At 44.4% G+C, this 26,018-nt stretch carries 21 protein-coding genes; 11 read left to right on the forward strand and 10 right to left on the reverse strand.

The annotated features are described in order from the left end of the window. Nucleotides 1-94: 94 nt before the first annotated feature. Complete coding sequence (locus RID09_RS05900; RefSeq protein WP_446335021.1) at nucleotides 95-1,003, reverse strand: sulfotransferase domain-containing protein; 909 nt, start codon at nucleotides 1,001-1,003, stop codon at nucleotides 95-97. Nucleotides 1,004-1,031: 28 nt separating this feature from the next. On the opposite strand from RID09_RS05900, the gene cobN reads away from it, so the two are divergent. Then, nucleotides 1,032-5,030 carry a cobaltochelatase subunit CobN gene (cobN, locus tag RID09_RS05905; protein ID WP_446335022.1) on the forward strand — a complete coding sequence of 1,333 codons (3,999 nt, stop codon included), beginning with the start codon at nucleotides 1,032-1,034 and terminating at the stop codon, nucleotides 5,028-5,030. A 1,151-nt stretch (nucleotides 5,031-6,181) separates the two neighbouring features. Here the strand turns inward: cobN and RID09_RS05910 are convergent. After that, a complete protein-coding gene (locus tag RID09_RS05910) occupies nucleotides 6,182-6,652 on the reverse strand; it encodes a hypothetical protein (RefSeq protein ID WP_446335023.1) in 471 nt (156 codons plus the stop codon). Between the two features lie 88 nt (nucleotides 6,653-6,740). On the opposite strand from RID09_RS05910, the gene petN reads away from it, so the two are divergent. The 3 genes from petN to RID09_RS05925 all read left to right on the forward strand — a co-directional run bounded on the left by petN (nucleotide 6,741) and on the right by RID09_RS05925 (nucleotide 7,676). Continuing rightward, nucleotides 6,741-6,830 (forward strand): cytochrome b6-f complex subunit PetN, encoded by a 90-nt coding sequence (gene petN, locus RID09_RS05915; protein ID WP_446335024.1) that lies wholly within the window; start codon nucleotides 6,741-6,743, stop codon nucleotides 6,828-6,830. A 7-nt stretch (nucleotides 6,831-6,837) separates the two neighbouring features. Continuing rightward, complete coding sequence (locus tag RID09_RS05920) at nucleotides 6,838-6,972, forward strand: hypothetical protein (protein ID WP_446335025.1); 135 nt, start codon at nucleotides 6,838-6,840, stop codon at nucleotides 6,970-6,972. Nucleotides 6,973-7,184: 212 nt separating this feature from the next. Beyond that, nucleotides 7,185-7,676, forward strand: coding sequence for a YajQ family cyclic di-GMP-binding protein (locus tag RID09_RS05925; RefSeq protein WP_446335026.1), 492 nt, complete (start codon nucleotides 7,185-7,187; stop codon nucleotides 7,674-7,676). Between the two features lie 121 nt (nucleotides 7,677-7,797). Here RID09_RS05925 and RID09_RS05930 read toward each other — a convergent pair whose 3' ends face one another. Beyond that, entirely contained in the window at nucleotides 7,798-9,249 is a 1,452-nt protein-coding gene (locus RID09_RS05930) for a glycoside hydrolase 100 family protein (protein WP_446335027.1), read from the reverse strand. A gap of 399 nt (nucleotides 9,250-9,648) precedes the next feature. Here RID09_RS05930 and RID09_RS05935 point away from each other — a divergent pair, with 399 nt between their 5' ends. Beyond that, nucleotides 9,649-10,221: a PEP-CTERM sorting domain-containing protein gene (locus tag RID09_RS05935; RefSeq protein WP_446335028.1), complete on the forward strand. Its 573-nt coding sequence runs from the start codon at nucleotides 9,649-9,651 to the stop codon at nucleotides 10,219-10,221. A 204-nt stretch (nucleotides 10,222-10,425) separates the two neighbouring features. Here the strand turns inward: RID09_RS05935 and hemL are convergent, their stop codons facing one another. Continuing rightward, entirely contained in the window at nucleotides 10,426-11,727 is a 1,302-nt protein-coding gene (gene hemL, locus RID09_RS05940; protein WP_446335029.1) for a glutamate-1-semialdehyde 2,1-aminomutase, read from the reverse strand. A gap of 208 nt (nucleotides 11,728-11,935) precedes the next feature. Between hemL and RID09_RS05945 the strand changes: the two genes are divergently transcribed. The 4 genes from RID09_RS05945 to RID09_RS05960 all read left to right on the forward strand — a co-directional run bounded on the left by RID09_RS05945 (nucleotide 11,936) and on the right by RID09_RS05960 (nucleotide 14,138). Further along, nucleotides 11,936-12,451 (forward strand): hypothetical protein, encoded by a 516-nt coding sequence (locus RID09_RS05945; protein ID WP_446335030.1) that lies wholly within the window; start codon nucleotides 11,936-11,938, stop codon nucleotides 12,449-12,451. Nucleotides 12,452-12,546: 95 nt separating this feature from the next. Further along, nucleotides 12,547-13,206, forward strand: coding sequence for a nitroreductase family protein (locus tag RID09_RS05950; protein WP_446335031.1), 660 nt, complete (start codon nucleotides 12,547-12,549; stop codon nucleotides 13,204-13,206). Further along, nucleotides 13,193-13,501 (forward strand): hypothetical protein, encoded by a 309-nt coding sequence (locus tag RID09_RS05955; protein WP_446335032.1) that lies wholly within the window; start codon nucleotides 13,193-13,195, stop codon nucleotides 13,499-13,501. Before RID09_RS05950 ends, RID09_RS05955 begins: the two co-directional genes overlap by 14 nt. Nucleotides 13,502-13,592: 91 nt before the next feature. Beyond that, nucleotides 13,593-14,138, forward strand: coding sequence for an EF-hand domain-containing protein (locus tag RID09_RS05960; RefSeq protein WP_446335033.1), 546 nt, complete (start codon nucleotides 13,593-13,595; stop codon nucleotides 14,136-14,138). 44 nt (nucleotides 14,139-14,182) lie between these two features. Here the strand turns inward: RID09_RS05960 and RID09_RS05965 are convergent, their stop codons facing one another. Continuing rightward, nucleotides 14,183-14,308, reverse strand: a complete 126-nt coding sequence (locus RID09_RS05965) for a hypothetical protein (RefSeq protein ID WP_446335034.1) — start codon at nucleotides 14,306-14,308, stop codon at nucleotides 14,183-14,185. A 112-nt stretch (nucleotides 14,309-14,420) separates the two neighbouring features. Here RID09_RS05965 and RID09_RS05970 point away from each other — a divergent pair, with 112 nt between their 5' ends. After that, nucleotides 14,421-15,401 carry an aldo/keto reductase gene (locus RID09_RS05970; RefSeq protein WP_446335035.1) on the forward strand — a complete coding sequence of 327 codons (981 nt, stop codon included), beginning with the start codon at nucleotides 14,421-14,423 and terminating at the stop codon, nucleotides 15,399-15,401. A gap of 317 nt (nucleotides 15,402-15,718) precedes the next feature. On the opposite strand, the gene RID09_RS05975 is transcribed toward RID09_RS05970, so the two are convergent. From RID09_RS05975 to RID09_RS05995, 5 genes are all read right to left on the reverse strand, one after another. Next, nucleotides 15,719-16,063, reverse strand: coding sequence for a slr1659 superfamily regulator (locus RID09_RS05975; protein WP_446335036.1), 345 nt, complete (start codon nucleotides 16,061-16,063; stop codon nucleotides 15,719-15,721). Between the two features lie 251 nt (nucleotides 16,064-16,314). After that, entirely contained in the window at nucleotides 16,315-16,896 is a 582-nt protein-coding gene (locus tag RID09_RS05980; protein ID WP_446335037.1) for a slr1658 superfamily regulator, read from the reverse strand. 94 nt (nucleotides 16,897-16,990) lie between these two features. After that, nucleotides 16,991-18,856: a SpoIIE family protein phosphatase gene (locus RID09_RS05985; protein ID WP_446335038.1), complete on the reverse strand. Its 1,866-nt coding sequence runs from the start codon at nucleotides 18,854-18,856 to the stop codon at nucleotides 16,991-16,993. A 138-nt stretch (nucleotides 18,857-18,994) separates the two neighbouring features. After that, nucleotides 18,995-21,502, reverse strand: a complete 2,508-nt coding sequence (gene amt, locus RID09_RS05990; protein ID WP_446335039.1) for an ammonium transporter — start codon at nucleotides 21,500-21,502, stop codon at nucleotides 18,995-18,997. A gap of 165 nt (nucleotides 21,503-21,667) precedes the next feature. Then, nucleotides 21,668-24,397: a tetratricopeptide repeat protein gene (locus RID09_RS05995; protein ID WP_446335040.1), complete on the reverse strand. Its 2,730-nt coding sequence runs from the start codon at nucleotides 24,395-24,397 to the stop codon at nucleotides 21,668-21,670. A 166-nt stretch (nucleotides 24,398-24,563) separates the two neighbouring features. Here RID09_RS05995 and RID09_RS06000 point away from each other — a divergent pair, with 166 nt between their 5' ends. Then, nucleotides 24,564-25,799 (forward strand): hypothetical protein, encoded by a 1,236-nt coding sequence (locus RID09_RS06000; protein WP_446335041.1) that lies wholly within the window; start codon nucleotides 24,564-24,566, stop codon nucleotides 25,797-25,799. Nucleotides 25,800-26,018 lie beyond the last annotated feature (219 nt).

Genomic DNA, 26,018 nt, shown 5'->3' on the forward strand with positions numbered 1-26,018 from the left:
GTATTTTATGCTCTATCCATCATGGTATCACTTTGTAAAGGATGTAAACTTTTGTCAGCAGGTATTATGTTCACATCTCCCGGCTATCACTTACCTACTGGAGCCAGATGGAAAGATCCCTTTGGAGTAAATCTTGTAGCTTCAAGATGTCTTCCCGATACACCTCAATGAGCTGCTGACGTATTTCATGAGGCAGTTTCGGCGGTTGCTCTAAGTTTTGGTTTCGCAAATCCACGTATGTTTTGTATATCTTATTCGACCATCGTTGAGAAATAATTGGGGATAAGGTATGGTAAATCGGCTTTATTTTTTTAATAAAACTATCTATTCTTTTATTTCTAGGTATACCTCCTTTATTCGCAGACCCAAAAGATTTATTAATTGTAAAACTTGAATCAATTCCTAGAAAATTAAATATGTCTTCCATTAATTCATCAGGATTATCTTTTAAATTTTGGAACAAACCTAACTTTATCTGTTTAGCGGGAAAGAGGCTATAGTATCGCTGTAAATGGCTATAGTAAAATCCTCCTCTGATTAAACCCGATCTTTTTTTAACAATGTAATGAAAGTCATCAATTATTTCTTGATGCGTATAACTGGACAACTTCCTCACACCAAGCATTAGCAGCATAATATACAAGGAATACGTTCTATTAGCTGGATCACGCAAGATAGCAATAAGCTTAGCGTTGGGAATGTGGTATTGTATACGTTCAGCCGCTTGAGGATGAGTTAAGTAGCTCGTTGAGGCTTCACCAATGGCTATTTCATCAGAGGCTCCTTGAAATAAAGCTTGATAATCCTCTAAAGTAGGGATAGGATAATCTTTCGTTCCATTTTTTGAGAAAAAATGCGGCTCTTTCCGAGGACTCATATAAATTTGAGGATGTTGTTTGAGATATTGATAAACTGTTGTAGTTCCCGCTTTCGCTGCACCGATGACCAAAAAGTTAGGTAATCTCATACAATCAATACAGTCCCAACCTAAATGAATACACATAAAATACCACAGGATCTCTAAAAAGACTATGCATCGGATTGCTGCGACACCGGGAGGATGGAATCCACAAGCAGAAGGAGTCATCTTTATTGAGCAGACACCTGCGCCGATTATTTTAATCACAGCCGCTGACACTGATATTCAAACCTTGGCGGCGTCAATGGCTCATTTGCCCCCAGATTTTCCCGCGATTCGAGCCGTTAACCTCTTACAATTGCAGCAGGAATTAACGATTGATACCTATTCCGACCAGGTTTTAGAGAAGGCAGACGTTATTATTATTCGGCTTTTGGGTGGATCTGCATACTGGTCTTATGGATTGGAAGTCGTGCAAACAATGGTGCAACAAACAGGAGCTAACTTAATCCTATTGCCAGGGGATGATCGCCCAGATCCCAATTTAATTAGTCATTCTACCATTCCGTTAACCGCCGTTCACCAGCTATGGCGCTACTTTATTGAAGGAGGTGTAGAGAATTGTACCAACGCCCTGAAATTTGTAGCAGATTTGTGCTTGGGAAGAAGCTATGAGCCTCTACCTCCTAAACCGATACCGCGTGTGGGGGTTTATGGGTGGGGAGATGAAAGCGCTAAAGCGCTTACTACTAACTCTAAAGTGGGGATTTTGTTTTATCGCGCTCATTATTTGGCGGGAAATACATCACCTATTGATGCACTTTGTCAAGCTTTAGTCGAACAACAGTTGAATCCTGTGCCACTATTTGTCTCGTCATTACGTGATCTGGAAGTACAAGCGGAGGTATTATCCTATTTCCAACCAAAAGATGGTGCGGGAATTGAGGTTTTGCTGAATACGACGAGTTTCTCTGTTGCTAAATTAGATTCTCAGGAACTATCCCTGATAACTAAGGACGAAAATTCCTCTGATTCAACCCTCAAAAGCCAAACGTCACCCCATCGTAGGGGCGAAGCTTATGCGTCCAGATTGTTCGATTCGACGACTAAATTTTCGTCGCATAAGCTTCGCCCAGTCACAGGCATAGACAATGAAATATCCGGATTAGAGTTATGGCAACGTTTGGATGTACCTGTACTACAAGTCATTTTTAGTGGCGGGACAAAGGAACAATGGGATAAACAGTTTCAGGGATTAACCCCTAGAGATACGGCAATGAATGTAGCATTGCCAGAAGTGGATGGACGGATTATCACTCGTGCGGTTTCATTTAAGGCGGTACAAATCTGGAATCCGCTGCTGGAAACGGATGTAGTGGTTTATGAATCGGTGCGCGATCGCATCAATTTTGTCGCCTCTTTAGCCGCGAATTGGGTGAAATTGCGCCAAACCCCGCCATCACAACGGCGTATTGCCCTCATCTTAGCCAATTATCCTAACCGAGATGGACGCCTCGCTAATGGTGTGGGGCTCGATACCCCTGCAAGCTGTGTGGAAATTCTTCAGGCGTTGCAAGAGGCGGGGTATCAGGTAGAAGATAGTCCAGAAACCGGAGAAGAACTGATCCAGCGCTTAACCAGTGGGGTAACAAATGACCCCGAAGGATGGGAATTACGTCCTGTACAACAGTGGTTATCTGAGCAAGATTATCAAGATTATTTTAATACTTTACCTTTAACGGTACAACAAGGAATCTGTAACCGTTGGCATGGGGAAACTAAAAACTCAACATTTCCCATTCCTGGAATACAACTGGGTAATATATTTGTCGGCATTCAACCGTCGCGGGGTTATGATATTGACCCAGGATTAAATTATCACGCGCCGGATTTAGAACCAACGCCCGCTTATTTAGCCTTTTATTATTGGCTGCGGCAGAAATTTGGGGCGCATGGGGTGGTACATCTGGGTAAACATGGCAATTTGGAATGGTTACCGGGGAAAAGTTTGGCACTATCCCAAACCTGTTATCCAGAAGTCGCATTAGGGACAATGCCCCATTTATACCCATTCATTGTTAATGATCCAGGGGAAGGGTCACAAGCGAAACGGCGATCGCAAGCTGTGATTATTGACCATCTGACACCACCGATGACTCGCGCTGAACTCTATGGTTCTTTGCAACAGCTTGAGGGGTTAGTGGATGAATATTACGAAGCGCAAAGCTTAGATCCCTCTCGCTTACCGATGATCCGCGATCGCATTACTCAATTGGTTATCCAAGAAAACCTGCACCAGGATTTGGGATTTGAGGATAGGGTGGAACGCCGAGAAACAAAGGCTGTAGGGGCGGGTTTTACCGATAACGTTCTGTCGATGTCAGATAGCTTGACTAAACCCGCCCTTCTAAAGGAAGCTGGGGAAGCGAATCTTTTAACTCAAATCGATAGTTACCTGTGTGAATTAAAAGAAGCTCAAATTCGGGATGGGTTGCATATATTAGGACAGTGTCCCCAGGGACGACTATTGCGAGACTTAATTGTAGCAATTGCCCGTCATCCGGGGAGGGGGCGCTTAGGATTAACTCGTGCGATCGCCCAAGACTGGGGATGGGACTTTGATCCCCTGATTCCAGAGGGTGACAATAACAGAGACGCGATCGCACAATTAGAAGCCCAAGCCTCTCAATTGGTAGAATCCCTAATCTCTAGGGGAGATGGGGGAGATAAGAGAGTAAACTCAACACCCAACACTCAATATTCAAAACTTAATTCCCTAATCGGACAACGAACGCAACAGGAATTAGACTGGATTCGCGATCGCCTTTTACCCGCCCTAACCCAAACATCCCAAGAACTTACTCATCTGTTGCAGGGATTAGATGGGCGCTATGTCGAGAGTGGGGCGGCGGGTGCGCCAACGAGGGGACGCCCGGAGGTATTACCCACAGGGCGCAATTTTTACTCCGTTGATATCCGGGCGATTCCCACCGAAACGGCGTGGGATGTGGGACGAAAGGCGGCGGAAGCGGTGGTTGAACGCTATACCCAGGATAATGGGGAGTATCCCAAAACACTGGCATTATCTGTATGGGGAACGTCAGCCATGAGAACTGGGGGCGATGATCTGGCTCAGGCGCTGGCGTTGTTGGGTGTACAACCGATTTGGGATCGCCCCTCACGTCGGGTGGTGGATTTTGAAATTCTGCCCCTGTCGGTGTTAGGGCGTCCGCGTGTGGATGTGACGCTGCGGATATCGGGCTTTTTTCGCGATGCTTTCCCCAATCTAATTGATTTATTTTACAGTGCCGTGGTCGCTGTTGCCGCACTGGATGAATCCCCGGAGGACAATCCCTTGGCGGCGCAAGTGAAACAGGAGACAGAGTTTTGGTGTCAGGCGGGATTGAGTCAAGAACAAGCCCAGGCGCGATCGCGCTATCGTGTTTTTGGCTCGAAACCGGGGGCGTATGGTGCAGGGTTACAGGGATTGATTGAGGCGCAAAACTGGCGTGATGAACAAGATTTGGCGCGGGCGTATATGAATTGGAGTAGTTATGCTTACTGTGGTACGTCTTCCCAAAATCAGGAGGGAGTTGCAGCACCAGAAGCCTTTGCACAACGCCTGAAGCAATTGCAAGTTGTTTTACATAATCAGGATAATCGGGAACACGATTTACTCGATTCTGATGATTATTATCAGTTTCAAGGGGGGTTAACCGCATCGGTACGAGCACTGACGGGTAAGAATCCGCAAACCTATTTTGGGGATAATTCGATTCCTGAAAATCCCAAGGTGCGACGGCTACAGGAAGAAATTGCCCGCGTTTACCGTTCCCGTGTGGTGAATCCCAAATGGATTGAAGGGGTAATGCGCCACGGATATAAGGGGGCGTTTGAAATGGCGGCGACTGTGGATTATTTGTTTGCTTATGATGCCACAGCCAATTGTGTGGCAGACTATATGTATCAAGGGGTGACGGAGGCTTATCTGTTGGATGATAGGGTACAAGAGTTTATCCAGCAAAAGAACCCCTGGGCGATGCGGGATATGGCAGAACGGTTACTAGAGGCGCATCAGCGATCGTTGTGGCAATCCGCTAAACCTGAGATACTGGAGCAATTAAGAGCGATCACCCTGCAAGCAGAAGCCGTGATTGAAGGGTTAACTTGAGCGACTGACTTTTGAGTGATTTTTGAGTGATGATGAGACAATACGCCCATTCTAAAACATACGTTTCTTTCTCCAGAAGTAGCTGATGTGACACTTCAATGGGTGGAATGCGGATTGACAACCGTCTCACCTTACGGGGTTAGGATGTATCCAGGATTAGAAAACTCAATTGCTGAGGCGTTGCTGAATGGACTGAATCACAGCAGCGTCTTTTTGTTTCTAATTTCACTTGAATAATGAGTTGTCTTTTTTGCCCAATCTATCGGTGTGACAGTTGAACCTGTGGAACACCACCGGCAAATAGTCTCTGGTCAGTCAACTACCATTTTGTATAGATAGGATTAGAAAACTCAATTACTGCGGCGTTGCTGAATGGACTGAATCACAGCAGCGTCTTTTTTGTATCAAATACTTTTGTATAAAATACTACAGAATTATATCACAAAATTTGTATCTGTAGCAATCGCCAACTTGAAGGCGGCAAAAGAGCGCCCGTGATACTTGGCTATTCCCATACCCAAAAGGGTTGTTTTTGATGCAGTAAATTCCCTAACTACACTTATTTTTTCAACAAATTAAATTTTCAGGCAATGCTGCACTAGGGTAATACCGCGATCAGATTAACTCTGACAGGAGTATAAAAAAATTGAGACGGCAAAAGGACAGTGAAGCCTTTTCCGTCACAATTTGTTATAATTTTTGCCAGGACTAGAAAACTCAATTGGTCAGGCGTTGCTGAATTAACGGCTTAATTCAGTGGCGCTTTTTGTTTAATCTTAACTTTAGCGAAGTTTTCGGGAGACTGTCTACGGAAATTGCCGGAATTTACTGAAATTTTAGGACAAATCTTACTTTTGTCAAGATTTTGGGATCAAAGCGCCTAGTCACACGAGAGAACTCGCTCCTTCTCTAAGTGGGGTTATTTTTAAGATAGTCGGCAATTGTGAAATTAAAGTGAAGACGCCGACGAAATTTCCCCGCTTCCCGATATGGCATGTTCGGGTTTATATATTTTCCCCCTACTGAGGTGCGTTTCAAGTTTCTTTGCTGATCACGAATTAACGGGTGAGGGGATAGGGGGGATAGGGGGGATGGAGAGAGGAAGCGGCTCATCGTAGCATCTGAGGAAAGTAGAATTTTGAATTTTGAATTCACTCAGAACTCTCCCAGAGGCTGAAGGGTTTGATCCAACGGCGGTGAATTGCCCAGTCGAGGGTAAAACGGGCGATCGCAAATTCGATTAGACTTTCGATGACCAAGATACCCCAAACCCAAAGGGTATCGGTAATATGTGGCTGTCCCTCTATTACCGCCAAACCCCGCACCAAGCCAAAGGCTAAAACCACTCCCGCTTTAAGTTGGGGATTTTGATCGTCCCGGATAGCGTAGCGGTAGGTGACGCCAAACAAAAAGCCGGACAAAAACGCGATCGCGACTTTGATGAGTAGAGTAAAGTCAACCTGGAAATCTAGTAAGCTGAGGACAGGCGACTGGGTTGGTAGGAGCAGCAAATGCAACAGCGCGATCGCACAATAGGTTAAGGTTAGGGATAATCCCCCCAGGATAGCGGCTTTCAGGGATTCGATCCGTTCAGCGTCAGTTGGGTTAAAGGAAGAGTTCACGACTTTCTTTTCCTCAGGGTCAAAGACGGTTCAAATTGAATTATGATAAACCTTGGAGTCATTTCTTAATCATTACTCATAAAGCACGATGGATATTTTGACATTAGGCTGGGTCGCCACTCTGGTTCTGTTCACTTGGTCAATTGCAATGGTAGTCTGGGCTCGTAACGGGTTCTAGAGGGATTGTGGAAGGTTCTGTTTTTACCGTAGTATTTTTTGCGGCGGCTGGATTATTAGTCCTGGTGACTGGGGGTGTCGCTTATTTGACAGCCGCCGAATGGCGCGATCGGCGTCGCCGCGATCGGGATAGGAAACTCTAACCGAGTCAGTCACAACAGGTTGAATACCCCTGTTTTCTCCTCTCCAGCCTGTTGCGCCGTCGGGACACGATACTGTCGTGTCCTGCTCACCCACTCCCAAGCTTTTGGTGGAAGATAGGACGATGATAAATCACATTAGATGTTGAAAGCTGCTAGGTTTAGCGGTATAAGGAAATAACTGTACCTTCTGAATGCGCTCACATCTTTAGATTATGGCTTCAACCTATTCATTTGATATTGTCAGTGATTTTGACCGACAAGAGTTGGTGAATGCCTTAGACCAAACCAATCGCGAAATTAGCAACCGTTATGACTTGAAAGACACGAAGACAACCCTTGACTTGAGTGATGAGGCAATTACCGTCAATACCGATAGCGAATTCACCCTAGATAACTTGCATAACATCCTGCTCACCAAAGCCACCAAGCGCAACCTCTCCCCGAAAATTTTTGACTACGGTAAAGTAGAATCGGCTAGTGGTAATCGAGTACGCCAAGAAATTAAACTGCAAAAAGGAATTAGCCAAGATCTTGGTAAAAAAATCGCCAAATTGATTCGGGATGAATTCAAAAAAGTACAAGCCTCGATTCAAGGCGATGTGGTTAGAGTATCGAGTAAATCTAAAGATGATTTACAACAGATTATCGAGCGATTGAAACAAGAAAATTTACCCGTAGCGCTGCAATTTACGAATTATCGATAGAATCCACAAGCTAGCGTAAAGATGTAGGGGCGGGTTTAGGAATTAAACCAGGAAACTCACCTCAAACTAAACAATGAAACCCGCCCTAATCCCAACTCGCATCCCTTACTACAAACCCCATCTAATCCATTATTGCGTCTGGATTATCATTAAAACTAATTAAATTCAAATGCTGCGGATTTTGAATCAAATAGTTAGCGACTAAATACCCCGCAATTGTCCAAGTTTGATAGAGCCGCGCCTCTCTACCAATGGTTTCACCCATTTCCCCATCATAATATTCGGGCCACTCATCATCGAGTAAGTATGCCTCCGCCGTTTCAATAGCTTTTTCAGCTAACTCCACTCTCTGCGTTTTTATCGCCGCCGCTGTCAACGACCAAAGTAAAACGGGCCAACTTCCTCCATTATGATACGACCAGGGAATATTTTTCGGGTCACATCCAGTCACCGTTTCCCAATCCCGACCCACAACCGCTGGATAACAGAGTTTCATTGGCATATTGCCAATCAACTTTGACCATTGTATTTCAATTAAATTCATAATGCTTTGCGATTGCTCAGGAGTCGCCAAACCGGAAATAATAGCCAATAAATTCCCCTGACCAAAAAAGCGAAAATCAATCCAACCGACGCCTAAATTCCCCGCTAAATATCCGCCTTTGCGGTTGAGCCAAAGTAAAACCCAATCAGGTACAGACGATTCGTAGATATTAAATTTATTTAACGCCGTTTCTCCAAACTCTTCGGTTTGGTAGCGATAGATTGCCCTCAATCGTTTGGGGTCTAACCAATACCGTTCTCGAATATAATGGGTGAGCAACTCTAAACGGTGATCAATTTCCCGCTTTTGAATATAGCTTTCGTTTTGCAGGAGTTCATAACGTGCAGCATGTAAAGCCTGATGAAATAAAGCCTGAATTTCTAATGGATGTCCATAAACAGCCATACGACGGTCAATCATAAATGCCGCTTCGGGGACTAATAAGGTAGGCGTCATATCGAAGCGCTGGCTTAAGCAAATATCCAAAATTAACTGGATACCGCGTTGGAATTCCAGGCGATGGACAATACTTTCATCAGGTCGATTGGCTATCTGACACGCCTTTTCATACGCCCGTAAGAGAATAATCCACCACAACCCCGAATCAACAGGCGTGACTCTACCGATTGCCCGTTGACCAAAATCTGGCTCAATATTTTGAGTTGATGTGACTTCAAAACTAGCAGGCATCAAGCCTTCTCCCAAGCGAATCCCATCAATGAGAAGTTCTTTCCCTTGCCAGGTTTGCCTCACTTTGGCAAATAATCCTTCACCCTCTTTTGTCCTTAGTTTATCCGACTGCAAGCCTAGGGTGAATTCCAAGAAGTTGCGGACAATCTCCCGTTCCCCTTGCATGAGGAACGCCAGTCCCGATGGGAAAAAATCGCGGACAAAGCAGTGACCATAATTGAGTTGTTCTTCTTTAGGAGCAGGTTCCTTGGAGGCTACAGTGCCAACAGGCTTTTGCTGATAACTCATGATGGAGAGTTTCAGTCGTTCTTGTGCCGCTTTTACCATCTGGCGATTCATTCAGCTGCTCCTATTTATGCTTCTACTTTTTTACCCAGACTCAGTTGCGCCAAAACGGGGTCTTAATCATTGTCGTTTACGGCTACTATATAGGACATTTTACTCTAGCTTTTGGTGACGTACTTTTGCAGAAAAGTACACCAATATAAATCACACTCTTGCTTGATAATTCTTGCTCCGAGAGTTTCACTCCTGCTGTTACTTAAAGCACAGAATAAAAGTGATGTCAATCACACATTAGGCAGAATCACGATGTTTATCCTTTGAAAATGTAATACCCTATTCCGCTGAACGTGCTACAGATACGAGGTTAAAAGGTCTGCCCAAAAGTAAAGGATGTATCGCATTTTCAAAAGAAAGGGGTATGAGAATATTTTTAGCTAGCTGGAGTTGGCTTGTATGGATAGCATTTACCAAAAGATTGCCGTTGCTACTGTTTCTGCTTTGAGCCTAGTTGCCATTGAAACTAAGGCAGTAGTAGCGGCTACTGTCACCTATGATTTTACAGCAGTGATTACTCGTGATGTCACGGGGGGTTCTCTGTTGGGTCAAAAGTTTGAAGGTTTTTTCAGCTACGATGACTCGACGCTAACAGGAATAGGGCAAGAAAGGTTGGGTGGAGCTGCTGGAGACGTTAAGGGAGTCAAGGTTAGTTTGAATTTTTTAGGTGTCACCTATACAGAAGCCTTACAGAAGGGAGATTACCCAGTGGTAGATGTAAGATTCGTTGATGGTAAGGTAGACTCTTTCAAATATTATTTCTTTGACAAGCAGGAAAACACCTGGTTTTTACTAGGTGGTAACCATAACACCAATGTTGCTCGCGGACCTGGTGTTGGTCAGGTATCCTACACGTTGCGTGAGGCGACTACACCCGTTCCTGAACCCCTAACCCTCTTAGGTTCAGTAGCAGCATTAGGATTTGGAGTATTGCTCAAGCAAGAACATTCCCGACAGGATAAAAAAAGTTAACGACTGACTTTACTTTCCAGGGGAAGCCGGAAAACTGCCAAATAGCCAAGGTAATTCTTTTTAAGTAGAGGCAATTTATGAATTGCCCCTACAGGTACAATACCAATTCGCTAAATGTCTGCCCTATCGCTAGAACGTTGTCAACTTTCTGTTGATTCAATTATTTGTGGCAAACTGAAAGCGAAACAGTATCTGTCCTCATCCCTACATACTCGACATGACCTCCCGCGCGGCTTCTAGAGTGCGGTCAATATCCTCATCCGTATGCGCCAAGGAGGTAAATCCTGCCTCAAACTGGGACGGTGCTAGATAAATTCCCCGTTCTAACATGCCCCGATGGAAGCGACTGAACTTGGCTAAATCCGATTTTTTGGCATCCTCGTAGTTATGCACAGAACCCACGGTGAAGAACATGCCAAACATGGCACTAATTTGTCCACCACAAGCAGGATGACCCGTTTCTTTGGCGATTTCTAATAACCCGTTGGACAGTTTTTTGGTGATTTTGTCAAGCTGTTCGTAAGTTCCGGGCTTTTGTAGTAACTCCAGGGTTTTAATGCCAGCCGTCATCGCCAGGGGATTACCAGAAAGGGTGCCGGCTTGGTACATTGGACCTGCGGGTGCAACCATGGACATGATATCTTGACGTCCACCATAAGCACCCACGGGTAAACCCCCACCAATCACTTTACCTAATGTAGTTAAATCAGGAGTGACGCCAAATTTTTCTTGAGCGCCGCCGTAGGCAATACGGAAACCCGTCATCACTTCATCAAACACCAAAAGCGCACCGTGTTCGTGAGTGAGCAGGCGTAAGCCTTCCAGGAATCCGGCATCCGGGGGAACGAAGCCAGAGTTACCAACCACAGGTTCGAGAATGACTCCGGCAATACTATCAGGATTGGCTTCAAAGAGAGATTTGACCGATTCCAAATCGTTATAAATGGCAGTCAAGGTATTGGCTGTCGCTGATTTAGGGACACCGGGAGAATCGGGTAAGCCCAGAGTAGCAACCCCAGAACCCGCTTGCACGAGGAGCATGTCAGCGTGACCATGGTAACAGCCAGAGAATTTGATGATTTTATCTCTACCAGTAAAGGCACGCATCAGACGAATGACTGCCATACAGGCTTCTGTACCGGAATTGACAAACCGCACCATTTCGATACTGGGAACGGCTTCAATTACCATGGAAGCTAGGACGTTCTCTAGCACGGAAGGAGCACCGAAGCTTGTGCCTTTTTCCAGGGCGTCGTGCAGGGCACCAATGACCTCTGGGTGGGCATGACCGCAAATTGCAGGTCCCCAAGTGCCAACATAGTCAATGTACTGATTGCCATCGACATCCCAAATGTAGGCGCCCTTAACGCGGTCAAATACAATGGGTTGTCCGCCGACAGACTTAAATGCCCGAACGGGTGAACTGACACCCCCCGGCATCATGTTCTGGGCAGCTTGGAAAATTTCTTCTGATTTCGTGGTTTTCCAGGACGAGGTAGTAACCAAAATTGTCTCCTGTTATTCGATGCTTATCTCTATCAGGATAAAGTTTAGCGGGGATTCGGGAAATAGGGGCGGGGAAGCTGGGGGAGCAGGGGAAGCAGGGGAAGCAGGGGGAGAGCCAAAAATTCTAAATTTTCCTGACATTATCACTGTGTAGTGTTAATGATAGTATTGATGTGACGTAAATTAAGTCAAAGGTTGAGGAGAAATCATGAATAAGAATAATCTGCTTCGCAATATTCTCATCGGTACGGGTGTGGCTGCGGTTGGTGGTATTGGCACGAAACTCGCGGTTGATTATTTACGCAACCGAGACCAAGAAGAAGTGGTTGATGAAAGTCAAGAAGAAGCCCAACCCACTTCTGCACAAGAGGTAGCTTATGCGACAGTCGCCACGGATTCGGTACAAAGTTTCCTTGATGCTAGCTTTGGTGATGCAGGTCGTTATACCCCCACTCGTCCACCTAAAGTTTTCGAGTATCAGGGACAACAATATATGGTGATTTGGGCTTACGACAATCAGAAAGATAAAAACCAAATGTTGGCATTTGCTTATACCGATGAAGGGCGAAAAATGATTGCTAGTGTAGGGTATACGGCAAACAATACGGATTATAATGTTAACCTGGGAAATAGCCCCTTTTGTGTTGATGTAAATGGAGAACAAATTACATCAGGACAAGGTGAAACCTCTGGCGCTGAAGAAGTGGACTTTGTTTTAGCCTAAGCTGAATTGAATTAGGTTTAGCATTACCCTTTGTGGTAGGATAAGGTGGTTTAAATAGCCACCTTATTTTAATTTGTCGTTATCCGAAAAACCGAATGACCAACGATTTGCAACCCACCCTGAATGTTCAAGCTGCCATTGAACAGCGTCGTGCGGCGCGTTCTTTTCGTCCAGATGCGATTCCAGAGGCTATTCTAACAGAAATCTTTCGTTTAGGCGTGCGATCGCCCTCGGGTTACAATCTGCAACCTTGGCGGTTTGTGGTGGTGCGGGAATCGGCTAATCGGGAAAAACTAAAAGCTTGCGCCTTCAATCAGCGTCAGGTGGGAGAAGCTCCCGTGGTGCTAATTTGTTGTGGCGATCGCCGCATCAACCAAAAGGAGTATATTGAGTCCGTGATTCAACTGGGACAAGCCACAGGTGCAGCCAATGACGCCTATGCTGATATGATGCGATCGGCGATTCCTCAGTTATTTGAAAATAAACCTTCGTTTGACTCCCTAGAAGCCTGGACAAATCGCCATACTATGTTAGCTGTGGCGCATTTAATGATTGTGGCAAAAAGTTTTGGCGTCGATACCTGTCCCATGGAAGGATTTGCCACCGCGCAAGTGAAGGAAGCGTTTAATATTCCGGCGGATGTGGATGTTTGCTGTTTATTGGCGATGGGATATGCGGCTGAACCGTTTAAAGAATACGGGGGACGCTTTGATATTGATCAGGTTTTTTATCAGGAAACTTTTGGCGAGTCATAAGCTAAGGAAGACATTAGTCACTGGAAACTTGATCTTCACGCCGGATCAGAGTAACCCCGATATCATCCTAGCGAGTGGAGATGCCAAGTTCATAGGAGCGAATGGTGATGAACTCCAGGCTGAAATCAAGGATAGTGAATTAGGCACCACGACGGGAATCGCTACGGGGACATTTCTGTTTGTCGGTGGGACTGGACGTTTCGATCAAGCACAAGGTAGCGCCGACTTTACGGTGACCCAGGATCTCAATTCAGGAACATTTGACGTGGTGGCTCAAGGTCGCATCGATTATTAACGGTTCAGACTACCCATAAGTCTCTGTGACGTGGGGAAATGATATTGTAGAGACGTTGCCTGTAATGTCTCTACTCTCACAGGGGAAACTTATGCTGACTGAACTACAAACGCGCAAACTGACTAAATTTTTCAGTATGCACGATGCTAAATTTGATGGCGCTTTAGCTTATCAAGATTTTGAAAATATTATAAAAAAATTGGCGGCGTTAAGACACTGGGGTTCGCGCTCTCCTAGGTATCAGATTTTACTGAATAATTGTAATCGTAACTGGGAAGAATTGAAACGAGATGCCGATACAACCCACAACAAAAAAGTGAGCTTGGAAGAATGGTTGGTCTATTATGATATCATTTTGAGTGATGAGAAAAAATACCTGCACAATATCCATTTTTTCATGGAATTGGTTTTTGAGGTGTTTGATGGAGATGAGGATGGGAAAATGAGCCAAGCGGAGTGGGCAGGGCTTTTAAGTGTTTACAATGTGTCGCCTGTTTACGCTCCAGGAGTATTTCCTAAATTAGATACCAATCAGGATGGTTTTTTAAGTAAAGAGGAAGTATTGCAACTGATTCGTGACTTTTTCTACAGCGACAATCCGGAAGCGCTAGCTAACGAAATGTTTGGACCTTATTGATTTAGGGGTGTAGGGGTGCAGGGAAGATAAGGAAGATAAGGGAATTATACTGTCTTCTTAGAGCGTCCGTCGAGTAACTCAATCTCCACCGAAGCCTTAACCCAAGTGCCAGATTTTCGCGCCAACAGAGGATCACGTCGTCCTCTGTTGTTGCTTTTGTTGCTGGTCATTAACAGTGATAAGTAAGCTGAAATCCAAATCCTAGTTTAAACTCCAGTATGAATCAGTTTTGAGATAAATCGCCGACTTCGGTAAACTTTATCATATTTACTGTTAAGGACTATGCAGACTAGCCAAAAACTTTCCCTTCCCACCATGGGCTGTGGAACTTGGGCGTGGGGAAACCGACTACTCTGGGGGTACGACGAAAGCATGGATGAGGAGTTGCAAGCTGTCTTTAATCTGTGTGTAAGCAACGGCGTCACCTTATTTGATACAGGTGATTCTTATGGAACAGGCAGATTAAATGGACGCAGTGAGCAACTCCTGGGACGATTCTCTAGCGACTATTTTGGTATAAACCAAGAGAACATTTGCATTGCCACCAAGCTAGCCGCCTATCCCTGGCGATTAACACGCGGCTCAATGGTATCCGCCTGTCAAGCCTCTGGGCGACGATTGGGACGAAATGTTGATTTGGCACAGATGCATTGGTCTACTGCTAATTATGCACCGTGGCAAGAAGAACGGCTTTTGGATGGTTTGGCTGATCTCTACGAAAAGGGACTGGTTAAGGGAGTTGGACTCTCTAATTATGGACCACTACGACTTAAAGAAATTTATCCCAAGTTTAAAAAGCGAGATGTTCCGATTGCTACGCTACAAGTTCAGTATTCACTTTTATCTACCTATCCCGTCACAGAATTGGGTATCAAAGATGTTTGTGATCAACTAGGAATTCAACTCATTGCCTATAGTCCTCTTGCTTTAGGACTGCTGACGGGAAAGTATTCAGAGAAAGGTTCCTTTCCTAAAGGGTTACGCCGTTTGTTATTTAAGCAGTTATTACCAGGAATCCAGCCGCTTTTGGCATGTTTACGAGAAATAGCGTCCTCCAGAGAGAAAACTATGGCGCAAGTGGCGATTAATTGGTGTATTTGTAAAGGCACAATTCCGATCCCTGGCGCTAAAACGATGAAACAGGCACAGGAGAATATTGGTGCGCTGGGATGGCAATTGAGTGCTGGCGAGATGACTGAATTGGATCAAGTGGCGGCAAGTTTAGATAAGGCGATGGTTCAAAATATCTTTCAAACCCGATAACTTCTATTGGTGATTGGGGAAGAGGGTAAATTTTGACCTGGGTATCAATTCGCGATCGCACCGACAACCATCCGTGTCAACTTAAGCCAAATCAGTTAGTGAGCAGGCTTCCAGGCACACTCTCGTTCCCAGGCTTAGCCTGGGAATGCCTCTGTTGAGGCTCCGCCTCCTTTGACAAGCGGCTGGAGCCGCTTAAGGAGCATTTCCAGCAATTAGCCTGGAAACGAGAATGGGTAAGGGTTGTGACTTAAGTTGACACCAAGGACTGACGACGTGCGCCCTGATTAAGGAATGTTATGGTATCATTTCCCTATACACTACTCGACTTCTAGAGTCAAACTTGGCATTAGCCGCTGTAAGTTTTTTAATGACTTACCTTGCCACGGAATATTCTGAGAGCCTTTCACAATCATTTTAATCGTCTTTTTCTGTCGAACTTTAATCGCAAATTTCGACAACATACTAATTCCCGAACTGTTGAGAAATTGCAGATCTCGTAAGTTTAGCGTCAGGATAGAGGGCTGACTGTCTATGGCTTGATCGAGTAAATCGATAATCGGCGCATATTCTTCAGAGCCACTTAGCCGCAGGGAACCTTTCCAATAAACGGTCGAATTTTCTGTATCATAAAACACACTATACGTGTCGCTTTTAACTTCCATTTTTCCCATCCTTGACAAAATTATGACTTTCTTAAAAACTTAGCAAATCAGTAAAATTAGTTATAGACTTTTCGGGAAATTAAAATTGACTTTCTGTTTGCCAATGGCTTCAAATAAATTATCGCAGATGTTAATGGCGTGATTCAAAACAACGAACCGTCAGCTCTAAAATATAGGGCATTTTAATCTTATTCTTTAACTTTTAACTTTTTAAATCGATCTTTATTTTCTCTATTATGGACAAAGGAATACTATACCATCAATCGCACCATTGTGGTGACGGTAGTAACAGGTGGTGTCTTTGCCAGGGTTTCAAACTTCCAGCCGAGGGTTGCCATGTAGTCATTGATCATGGTTAAAAATCCTAAGCGAGAAGCCGTGTTGGTTTCGTCTGCCGCATTTTGTTCTAACTGATGAATATACAACTCTTGGGGGTCTGATGTCGTCAATTGCTGGAGATACGCCTGAAAATCACCCAGGATTTGGGGAGGAACCGTATTTTTTGTTAAGAAGACTAAGCTGTTGCTATACAGGTGTAGAGCAATGCTAATGGGTTGCGGTGAGGTATCATCGTTAAACTTCATGGCGTTCTCTAACAGCTCATTGGCAATGTAACTCACGGCACTCTTAATTTCCAATTGTTGAGCTGTAACATCTGTATCCTCTGGGTTGGTCGGAAAAAATGTTACCACATAGTCAGCCATGAAATCGGCGGATAACCCATTATTCCGCCAGCGGTGCTTTAACGGAATCGAACTGGGTGAAAATTGGATAATCAGGTATTCCTCACTGGGAGGTAGCTGCTCATTGAAATCTCCAAAGATCTGAGTCATATCGCGTTTGTCGGTAGTCTGTTTGAGGAGTGCCAAAGAAAACAATAATAACTTGTTAAAGTCAGCCGTAACTTTTTTCCCAGTTCCTTATTCCCTAACCATCCTGTTTAATTGGTGCGATCAGGGAGCGATCGCGCAGTAAAGATGGTTTGGGTTTAATCACTAATAGCGTTATATCATCATAAACCTTTTGTGACCCAATATGTCGCCGCACATCCTCAATCACGGCTTGCCGAATTTCAACAGCAGATCGTTGCCAATTCTGACTGAGAATCTGACACAGGCGTTCAATGCCATATTGTACACCTTGGGCATTTTCGGCTTCGGGAATCCCATCGGTGTAGAGAACCACCACATCTCCAGGATTTAACTGGATTTCCGCATCGGCGACAAAATCGCTAATATCGGCGACTAAACCCACGGGAAAGCCTAAATCGATGGTATCAATCCGCTCAATTCTACCACCAGAACGCACGACTATCATCTCTTCATGTTGTCCACTCAAGCGCAGTTTATCTTGGTGATAGTCTAGGAGAGAGAGGGTGAGATTTTTTTCGGATTTCATTCGCTGGATGTTGTGATAAATTGTCCGATTGAGGACACTTAAAAATTGCTTAGAATCCGTTTTCGCTCCTTCCAACAAGGTTCTCACAGCGGTTTGCACCATAATCATCAAGACGCCACTTTCTAACCCATGTCCCGTGACATCACCAATGCCAATTGTCACATGACCATTGTTTTGGAGAACATCATAATAGTCACCACCGACTTCAGTTGCGGGTTCCATAAAGCCAGCGATTTCTAATTCAGCAATCTGATTCAGTTCCTCCTCTTTAGGTAACATCATCTGTTGCAGGCGACGTGTCACCTCAACCTCAGCACTCAACCGCAGATTTTCTGCTTTCAAGCGACTATTGAGCAGGGTAATTTCCTGATTCGCTTGAGCCAATTGAGCCGTGCGTTCTTCCACTCTCGTTTCTAATTCTTCATTCACTTTTTGGAGTGCTTCTTGACTCCGGCGCAATGCGATAGTCCCTCGTTGTACCGCTTTTTGCAGTCGCACTGGCTCACTGACTAATATGTAAACTAATACCCCAGCTAATAGTGCTGATAATCCGCCCCCTATCCACAACCATTTGGAAATGGGCGCCGTTGATGACCATCTGTTGGCGGGAATCGCCGCTAATTGCCATGATCCGTTAGGCAACGTTACCTCTAAACGGACAGGATTTTGTTGAAAAATACTCCCATCGCCGAAAAATAATTCTCCTGTTTCACCCAATCCATCTTTACCACGAATTGCATACTGGAGTTGAGTGGAAGGATTGAGTAATCCGGCTTCTTTAAATAGAGTATTTTGGTCAAAACCAATACCCACTAGACCCCAATAGCGACCACTTTGGGGGGGTTTATTTAGGGGGGTGAGAAATATGGGAGTTCGACTAATAAATCCCCAATTCCCTTTGGGTTCTAACTTCAACGGACCGGCAAAAACGGTTTGTCGATTTTGAATGGCTCTCTCAATGGCTTCTCGTTCTTCAGGAATATTCATCGGGTTAAACCCAATCGCGGCTTCATTGCCTGCTAATGGATAGATATGACTGACGATGTTATCTTTGTATAGGGCTAAGAATTCAATTCCCTGTTGCTCTTCGATGAGGACGCTGGAGAGACGCTCAAATTCGTTTTGGGTAATGTCCGGGTTAATCGTAGAAACATAAGCGATTAGCCCCCGTGTGAGAAAAAGTCGCTGGTTTAAGGCGGCTTCTAAGCGGGCTCTAGCTGCACTCAGTTGATTGAGGACATCTGAACGTTGTTGTTCCGAAAACCGTTGGCGTTCGGCTCGTTCAAAGCCCCAAACTACAGTTAGCAGAATGACTACCGTTAATGAGGCGGCAAAATAAGGAAAAATACGAGTTTTTAGGGGAGAACGGATTGCAAGCCATCGGTTATTTGTCATTTGTCATTTGTCATTCGTCATTTGTCGTTTTTCAAGGAATAGGGAACAGGTCATTAAAATCTAAAACTATCTCACTCAGTCGGGGCGGGTTTAGTTTCATCTGGGTAAGGTAAGAAATGATAATAGTGAAACCCGCCCCTACATAACATTTCTTCTTTGTTTAATGACAAGTAAGGTGATATCATCGTAGAGTTGTTGTGCTTCAATATGCTGCCGTAGGTCATCAATAACGGCTTGCCGAATTTCGACAGCAGATCGTTGCCAATTCTGACTGAGAATCTGACACAGGCGTTCAATGCCATATTGTACACCTTGGGCATTTTCTGCTTCGGGAATCCCATCGGTGTAGAGAACAACAGTATCTCCAGGATTTAACTGGACTTGAATATGTGCCACGAAATCAGCAATATCAGCATCTAAACCAATGGGAAATCCTAAATCAATGGTATCAATTCGCTCAATATGACCTCCAACCCGCACGACAATCATCTCTTCATGTTGTCCGCTCAAATTGAGGATGCCTTTTTCATAATCCACCAAAGCTAGAGTCAGATTTTTGTCTGAGTTCATCCGCTGGACGTTTTGATAAATCGTGCGATTAAGTATATCTAAAAATTGCTTAGGGTCAGTTTGGTTACTTTCCAATAGCGTTCGGACGGCGGTTTGTACCATTAAGCTTAATACCCCGCTTTCTAAGCCATGTCCGGTTACATCACCAATACTAATTTTGACGCGATCGCGATAGGGTAATATATCGTAATAATCTCCGCCCACTTCCGTCGCCGGTTCCATAAAACTAGAAATCTCTAAGTCAGCAATTTGATTCAATTCTGCCTCTTTGGGAAGCAGCATCTGTTGCAGGCGACGGGTAATCTCAAGTTCAGCACTCAATCGCAGATTTTCTGCCTTGAGACGTTCATTAAGCAGGGTAATTTCCTGATTTGCCCGAAACAAATCGGCTTGGGCTTGTTTGCGTTCGGAGATGTCACGAAATGTACCGGTATAAAAACAATATTGACCCGATTTCGCTTCGACAACTGTTGCTTCTAGGGGAAAGCGAGACCCATCAACCCGACACCCAATAATCTCATGTCTGCCAACTTTTAATAACCGTTCCATTCCTATATCTGTATCATCGGCTACGGGTGTTGACCAATCCAATAGCTGATGAATATCCATACTGATGAATTCGTTAATGGAATACCCAAAGATCTCTTTCGCACTCGGATTAGCGGTAACAATTTTGAGTTCGGGTTTGGTGAAGGTAATAATCGCATCCATTGCCGTTCTCACAATGGCATCGGTGCGCGTTAAAGCCTCTTCTAAGGCATCCATTACCTGGTTATAGCGCTGGGCAATTTGACCGACTTGGGTAAAGGGTTCGACCGGAACTCGTAAGCTTAAATCTTGGGTCTGGGCTTGGGCTTCCATTACCTGAAACAGGTCATAAATTTCAGTTTTGGCGCGATGTTCGGACACATTTAAACCCATCTGTTCCGCCTCAACACTCACCCGCAGGGGTAAGTAACGATTGGTGATGAATAGTAGGAGATAGGTTAAACCAAATGCCCAGATGCCACAACTGACAATTCCAAGCACCTGCACACCAAGTTGAAGCACTGGATTCAAACCCGTATCCACTAATTCGGGTTGACCAAACAACGCCACCGCTAATGTTCCCCAAATCCCTCCACCCAAATGCACGGGTATGGCATCTACCGCATCATCAATCCGCCACCGTTGCAAGCAATTCGACATCCAGATAGCAATAACGCCCCCAACCGCCCCAATAATCACGGATGCGGGAGAAGTGACAACATGACAAGAGGCGGTAATCGAGACGAGTCCCGCTAAAGAACCATTGATGAGGGATTCGACTTCCGGAAGTTGACACTGATACCAACTAAGCATTCCGGCTGCCATCATTCCCGCAGTACCCGCTAGCACAGTATGCACGATAATGCTAGGAACCTGCTCATTTAAGCTCAATGTGCTGCCCCCATTGAACCCCAACCAGCCAATCCACAAGAGCATGGCACCTAAAACCGAAAGGGGTAAATTAGAACCGTGGATTTTTCGTGGGGGTAGATGATCCGGAAATCGCCCGGTGCGTGAGCCGATAATCATCAGACTGGCGAGGGATACCCAGCCACCGAGACTATGTACGACTGTAGAACCCGCAAAATCGACAAAGCCAAGCTGTTCTAACCAACCGACTGATTGAGCTAAATCAATCCCGTTCCACGCCCAATGTCCAAACAGGGGATAAATCAGACCGGAAACCAAACCCGCTAAGATCAGGTAAGCTCTAAACTTCATCCGTTCTGCCACCGCCCCTGAGACAATGGTGGTGGCTGTGCTGCAAAACATGGCTTGGAATAAAAAGAACGCCGCCAGTCGGGGTGTAGCTTCAACGTGAACGAAGAAATCAGTTGAGCCAATCCACCCCAGCACTGAAGTGCCAAACATAAAGGCATATCCGAACGCCCAAAATAAGGCGATAGATATGCCCAAGTCAGCTAAGTTTTTGATGGCAACATTGATACTATTTTTCGAGCGCGTCAGCCCTGACTCCAGGCACATAAACCCCGGTTGCATCAGGAATACCAAGCCAGAACAGACGAGGAGCCACAGAATATCAATCACTTATATCTGCCCCTTGTTTTTGGCATATAAATATATATCATCCTTACAGATATGCCAGGTCTAATTCCAGAACCTTGAGGATAGGTACAGCTATTTTCTGGGCGCAAGGATGGTGCCCCTACCATCTTCTCCTAGGCGTTGGTTTAATGCCTGATCATCTATGTCCTACCATCCCCCTTGTTGCTGAGCAATCCCGGCTAGGGCTTGTTGTTTAGTCTGTTCGTTCTCAATGGTAGAGGCTATCTGTCTGGCTTGGGATAAGGTTTCTAGGGCTTTGGGCTGATTATCTGCGATCGCGTAGTGTTGAGCCAGTTGCCGCAGTAGGCTGGTTTTATATGTTGCATCCGTTAATCCATTCGCCACTTGTTTGACAAAATCATCACGTTTCTTGCTCAATGCCGCATCAATTGTTTCCCAAAGTTGAGTTTGCCATTGTCGGGGCTGCTCAATCTGCTTAGCCGCTTCCAGTGCAGCCGTTACGGTTTTCCCGGCGGCTAAACTATCACCTGCATTAGCATACTTTAGCGCAAGTTTAATTAAAATTGTCGCTTTGGTTTCAGGATTGGTAATCCCTTGGGCAATATCTGTGGCAAAATCATAGCGCCAGGTTTCATCCTGATAAATGTGATTCAAATCATTTAAATTTGCCAGGGGTGCGGCTGTATTTACGAGTAATTCATCCCGCTGTTGCTCGTCCCGAATTGTATTCGCAACCGTCAAAGCTTGGCTGAGTTGCTCGGAGGCGATAGATAGATTACCTTGTGCCGCAGATGTTTGAACCAAGGTTAAGATCATGCGGGTTTTATCGAGTTGATTCGGAACCCTTTCAATAATCTTTAGCGCCCGGTTCTGAGATTTATCCTGAGCCAAGACTGTGGCTAAATTGGTTAAGTGATTGGACTGTTCATACTCAGAATTCAACCCCTGAATCATCTCTAAGGTTTGACGAGTTAACGGGTCAACATCTTCTCCCAGGTTTAGATCAATTCCAATTTTGGAGATCATTAATGAAATTTTTTCAGCATCGCTTTCCAATGTCCCAATGGCAGAACTTGCCGTATTTAACAGTTCAACTCCTTTGGCTGTATTTCCCAACTGAATCAATTGATTGGCAATTTTCATTAACAGGGATAGTTTTTCATATTTCTGTTCGACTGTTTCCACTAAGGGCAGAGTCTTCTCAATAATCTCAAGTCCGGGCTGAGGATTTCCTAATTCGGCATAAGCTGTGGCAATAGCTAAGGATTCTTGGATGATGTCACGATTACTGGTTAGGCTGGGTATCTCTGCGAGTGCGATCGCGAGAAGATCGGCGGCTTGCTCCGGATTCCCTAGTTCTCTATACCTTGCCGCAATCTGGCGCAGGGCTTGACTTTTTGTCCAAACGGGTATATCAAAAGCATATTGTGTTTCAAAATTTTGCACCGATTGTGTGGCTAATTCCAGAGTTTCGCGGGCAGCTTGCTTTTGTTCTAAGGCGATATAATCATCGGCAATAGGGATGAGAAGACTAGCATTCGGTTCCGTCCAAAATAGACTCCGTTCTGGAACCACAGAAATGGATTCAATCGTTTTGGCAATAGAAAGCGCTTGATTGAGTAAGGAAACCGCTTGATTAGTTTGACCCATTCTTGCCCCATGACGAGCAATCGTTTGTAACGTTTTTACCTGATCTTCCTGATTCGTTAGGGTTAGGGCAACCTCCTGAGCAAAGTCATATTGCCCAGCTTCTAGTGCTTGCTGAATAATCGAGTCAAATAGCTCAACTTTAAGATCTTTATATTCGGCGAGAGGTAATAATATCCGATCTGGAATCAGTTTTGCATATTTAAACGCCTCACTAAATTGTCCCTGATTCAGATAAGCATTCGCCAGCAAAAACCGATTGTATGCGGTTTGGTAATCCTTTGCCCCTGTCAGATTATTCAGAATTGTCTGAACTTGGTTTTGCTGTCCGGTGGCGAGAAAATCTTTAACCCAATCAAATAATAAGAATTCATCAGTTTTTTTACTCAGTTCAAAGGCTTGGGAAACAATTGACGCCGCTTTTTCCTGCTGTCCCACGGCTACCAGCGCTTGGGCTAAATTTCTTAAGGTTGTGACTTTTAGGGAGAGATTAGTAATGATTTGACCACTTTCTAAAGCAATATCATAGCGTCCGGAACGCCACGCCGCCTCAGCTAGCGATCGCGCGATGCTATCTTGATTTTCACTATTAGGTATTCCCTGAACAAATCCTAACGCTGATTCGTATTGATGGCGCTGGATATATTCCGCTAAAATAGCAGATTGAGCCAGGTATTGCTGATAGCTATCGGCTTCCAGGGTTTGGCTGAGGGGAATTACCGTTTCAAATTGTCCTTGATGGGCATATCCGGCTATAATTTCTACCAATGCTCGATATTTAGCGGCATCAAGTTCTAAGTTCTGAGCATAGTCTAACGCTTGTGAGTAGTTTTGCTCATTGATATAGGCTTGAGTCAGCAACACCTCCCCTTGCATCCTGACAGAATAGCCTTGATTATCCGGTAGTAGTTCATCATAGCTAATTCTTGAGAGTCGTGCGATCGCGTCTGGGTAAGCGCCAATTTTGCTATACTCTGCGATAATCTTGACTAAAAGCGGGTTGCGGATAGTTTGTTCCTCTAGGGTTTGCGCCAGTTCAAAGGCTTGTGATAAGAATCGGGTAGCCTGAGCCAACTGATTCACCTTAGCTGAAGCACGAGCGTTTTCAATCAACTCCCAAACCTGATCAAGTTTAAGAGTTGAGTTTTGAGTGAGAGCGTAGAGGTGATTCTCGTTTCTCTTATCTGGCGATGGATTAGCTAAAGCCATTTCCAACGCCGTTACGCTACCCAAACAACCGACTATTATCAGCACAATCCATCGTTTCATAACCTTATAACTCCTTAACCGCAGATTTATGCGGCAATGAATTCTGTCGTTGTACAGAGGTTGACTGGGAATCCGGCAAATTTGTGTCTGGAGAGGAAGGGTAGATTTTGTATCCCATGTACACAGCTAACCAATCATCAAATACCGAAAATTAGGAAAAAACACTATGCTTACCCAAATACGCCGTCTGTTGAATCGGTTTTTTAGAAGATCAAGGACAATCAACGATGAACCTCTGAACAAGATAAGTTTGATTGTCATTATTTTGATTGATATTTTTATTTTAGTCAATGTTTTTACCGGACTGAATGATATTAGCCAATGGTATATTAACCCTTCCCAGGCTTATCCCTGTTATTCTGAGTGGAAAAATTACCAAACCAAAACAACTTCAGATAAAGATTATGAGATTATCCAGTCCTCAGTTATTTCTGCAAGAAACTATCAATCTACTTTCCAGCAAACCTATCAACAAGCAGCGGTAGGACATCTAGGTACTGTTTCTCCAACCTGCCTAGAGTACGGCAGTTATAAAGATAAACTCAATAATCCAGAAAATCAGCAAATCATAGCGGCTATTGATCAGAAACAAGAACAAATAAGTCAGCTTGAACAAACGAATCGCAGTATTCGTGAGCAGTATGACTCAACTCTATTGGAAAAAATAGCAGGTCAGTCTCGTGATCAGTCCATTAATAGAGTGGGTGCAGAGCAAGCCAAACAGCAACTTGAACAAAATAACCGCAATATCGCTAGGCTTAAACAGGAAATTGCTGAGCTTAAAAATCAACTGACGGCAAAACCCGAAAGTTTAGTTTTTATCAATTTCCTTAAGGATGACGGAACATTTCAGTCCATTGAAAATGCCTACCAGCGGGCATCCTTTTGGTATCCGAGCATCCAATTCAGCTTTCAATCGCTTTTCCTGTTGCCACTGATTTTCCTTTCTTTATCAGTTTATAATTTTGCTCAACGAAAAGGATATGGACTTATTGCCCTAATTAGCTGGCATTTGTCAGTCGTCTTTTTTGTGCCACTCATCTTTAAGATCTTTGAGTTTCTGCAATTTGGTGCAATCGTTCAATTTCTCGTTGATATCATTAGTACTCTTTTAGGCGGACTGGTTTTTCTGATCAGTTATGCTTATATCTTACTAATTCCTCTGATTGGGTTTGGCATTATCAAGTTTTTCCAAAAAATTGTCTTTAATCCCAAAGTACAAGCAGCTAGGCGAGTTCAAAAATCACGCTGTATCAGGTGTGCTAATAAAATTCCGACCCATGATGAATACTGTCCCCACTGTGGTTTTTATCAATACGCTGAATGTCAGAATTGTCACAGTATGACTTATAAGTATTTACCCTATTGTAAACAATGTGGACAGTCTCAAGATTCCAGATAATAGTAGATTCGTCGTTACGCTGTCTTCGTCATAAGCACTCGCGATCGCGTACCACAAACGCTTAAGCTGTAGGTTTAGTTGACGCCAGAAGGTTTATCCTTACAAACAAACAAGACATTTCTTACTAGATGGCTACAAGTGCTATAATTTGTTGAGTGGTTAAAGCAAAATGTCAACGCTATATAACATCAGGTTACATTAGAAAATGAGTGCGATCGC

The sequence above is a fragment of the Coleofasciculus sp. G1-WW12-02 genome (assembly GCF_040219735.1).
GTDB lineage: Bacteria > Cyanobacteriota > Cyanobacteriia > Cyanobacteriales > Coleofasciculaceae > Coleofasciculus.

Bases quoted from the DNA above. Each gene is read 5' to 3' on its own strand.
- RID09_RS05900 (WP_446335021.1), bottom strand. From the start codon at position 1,003: ATGTGTATTCATTTAGGTTGGGACTGTATTGATTGTATGAGATTACCT.
- cobN (WP_446335022.1), top strand. From the start codon at position 1,032: ATGCATCGGATTGCTGCGACACCGGGAGGATGGAATCCACAAGCAGAA.
- petN (WP_446335024.1), top strand. From the start codon at position 6,741: ATGGATATTTTGACATTAGGCTGGGTCGCCACTCTGGTTCTGTTCACT.
- RID09_RS05925 (WP_446335026.1), top strand. From the start codon at position 7,185: ATGGCTTCAACCTATTCATTTGATATTGTCAGTGATTTTGACCGACAA.
- RID09_RS05930 (WP_446335027.1), bottom strand. From the start codon at position 9,249: ATGAATCGCCAGATGGTAAAAGCGGCACAAGAACGACTGAAACTCTCC.
- RID09_RS05935 (WP_446335028.1), top strand. From the start codon at position 9,649: ATGGATAGCATTTACCAAAAGATTGCCGTTGCTACTGTTTCTGCTTTG.
- RID09_RS05945 (WP_446335030.1), top strand. From the start codon at position 11,936: ATGAATAAGAATAATCTGCTTCGCAATATTCTCATCGGTACGGGTGTG.
- RID09_RS05950 (WP_446335031.1), top strand. From the start codon at position 12,547: ATGACCAACGATTTGCAACCCACCCTGAATGTTCAAGCTGCCATTGAA.
- RID09_RS05960 (WP_446335033.1), top strand. From the start codon at position 13,593: ATGCTGACTGAACTACAAACGCGCAAACTGACTAAATTTTTCAGTATG.
- RID09_RS05965 (WP_446335034.1), bottom strand. From the start codon at position 14,308: ATGACCAGCAACAAAAGCAACAACAGAGGACGACGTGATCCTCTGTTG.
- RID09_RS05970 (WP_446335035.1), top strand. From the start codon at position 14,421: ATGCAGACTAGCCAAAAACTTTCCCTTCCCACCATGGGCTGTGGAACT.
- RID09_RS05975 (WP_446335036.1), bottom strand. From the start codon at position 16,063: ATGGAAGTTAAAAGCGACACGTATAGTGTGTTTTATGATACAGAAAAT.
- RID09_RS05980 (WP_446335037.1), bottom strand. From the start codon at position 16,896: ATGACTCAGATCTTTGGAGATTTCAATGAGCAGCTACCTCCCAGTGAG.
- RID09_RS05985 (WP_446335038.1), bottom strand. From the start codon at position 18,856: ATGACAAATAACCGATGGCTTGCAATCCGTTCTCCCCTAAAAACTCGT.
- RID09_RS05995 (WP_446335040.1), bottom strand. From the start codon at position 24,397: ATGAAACGATGGATTGTGCTGATAATAGTCGGTTGTTTGGGTAGCGTA.
- RID09_RS06000 (WP_446335041.1), top strand. From the start codon at position 24,564: ATGCTTACCCAAATACGCCGTCTGTTGAATCGGTTTTTTAGAAGATCA.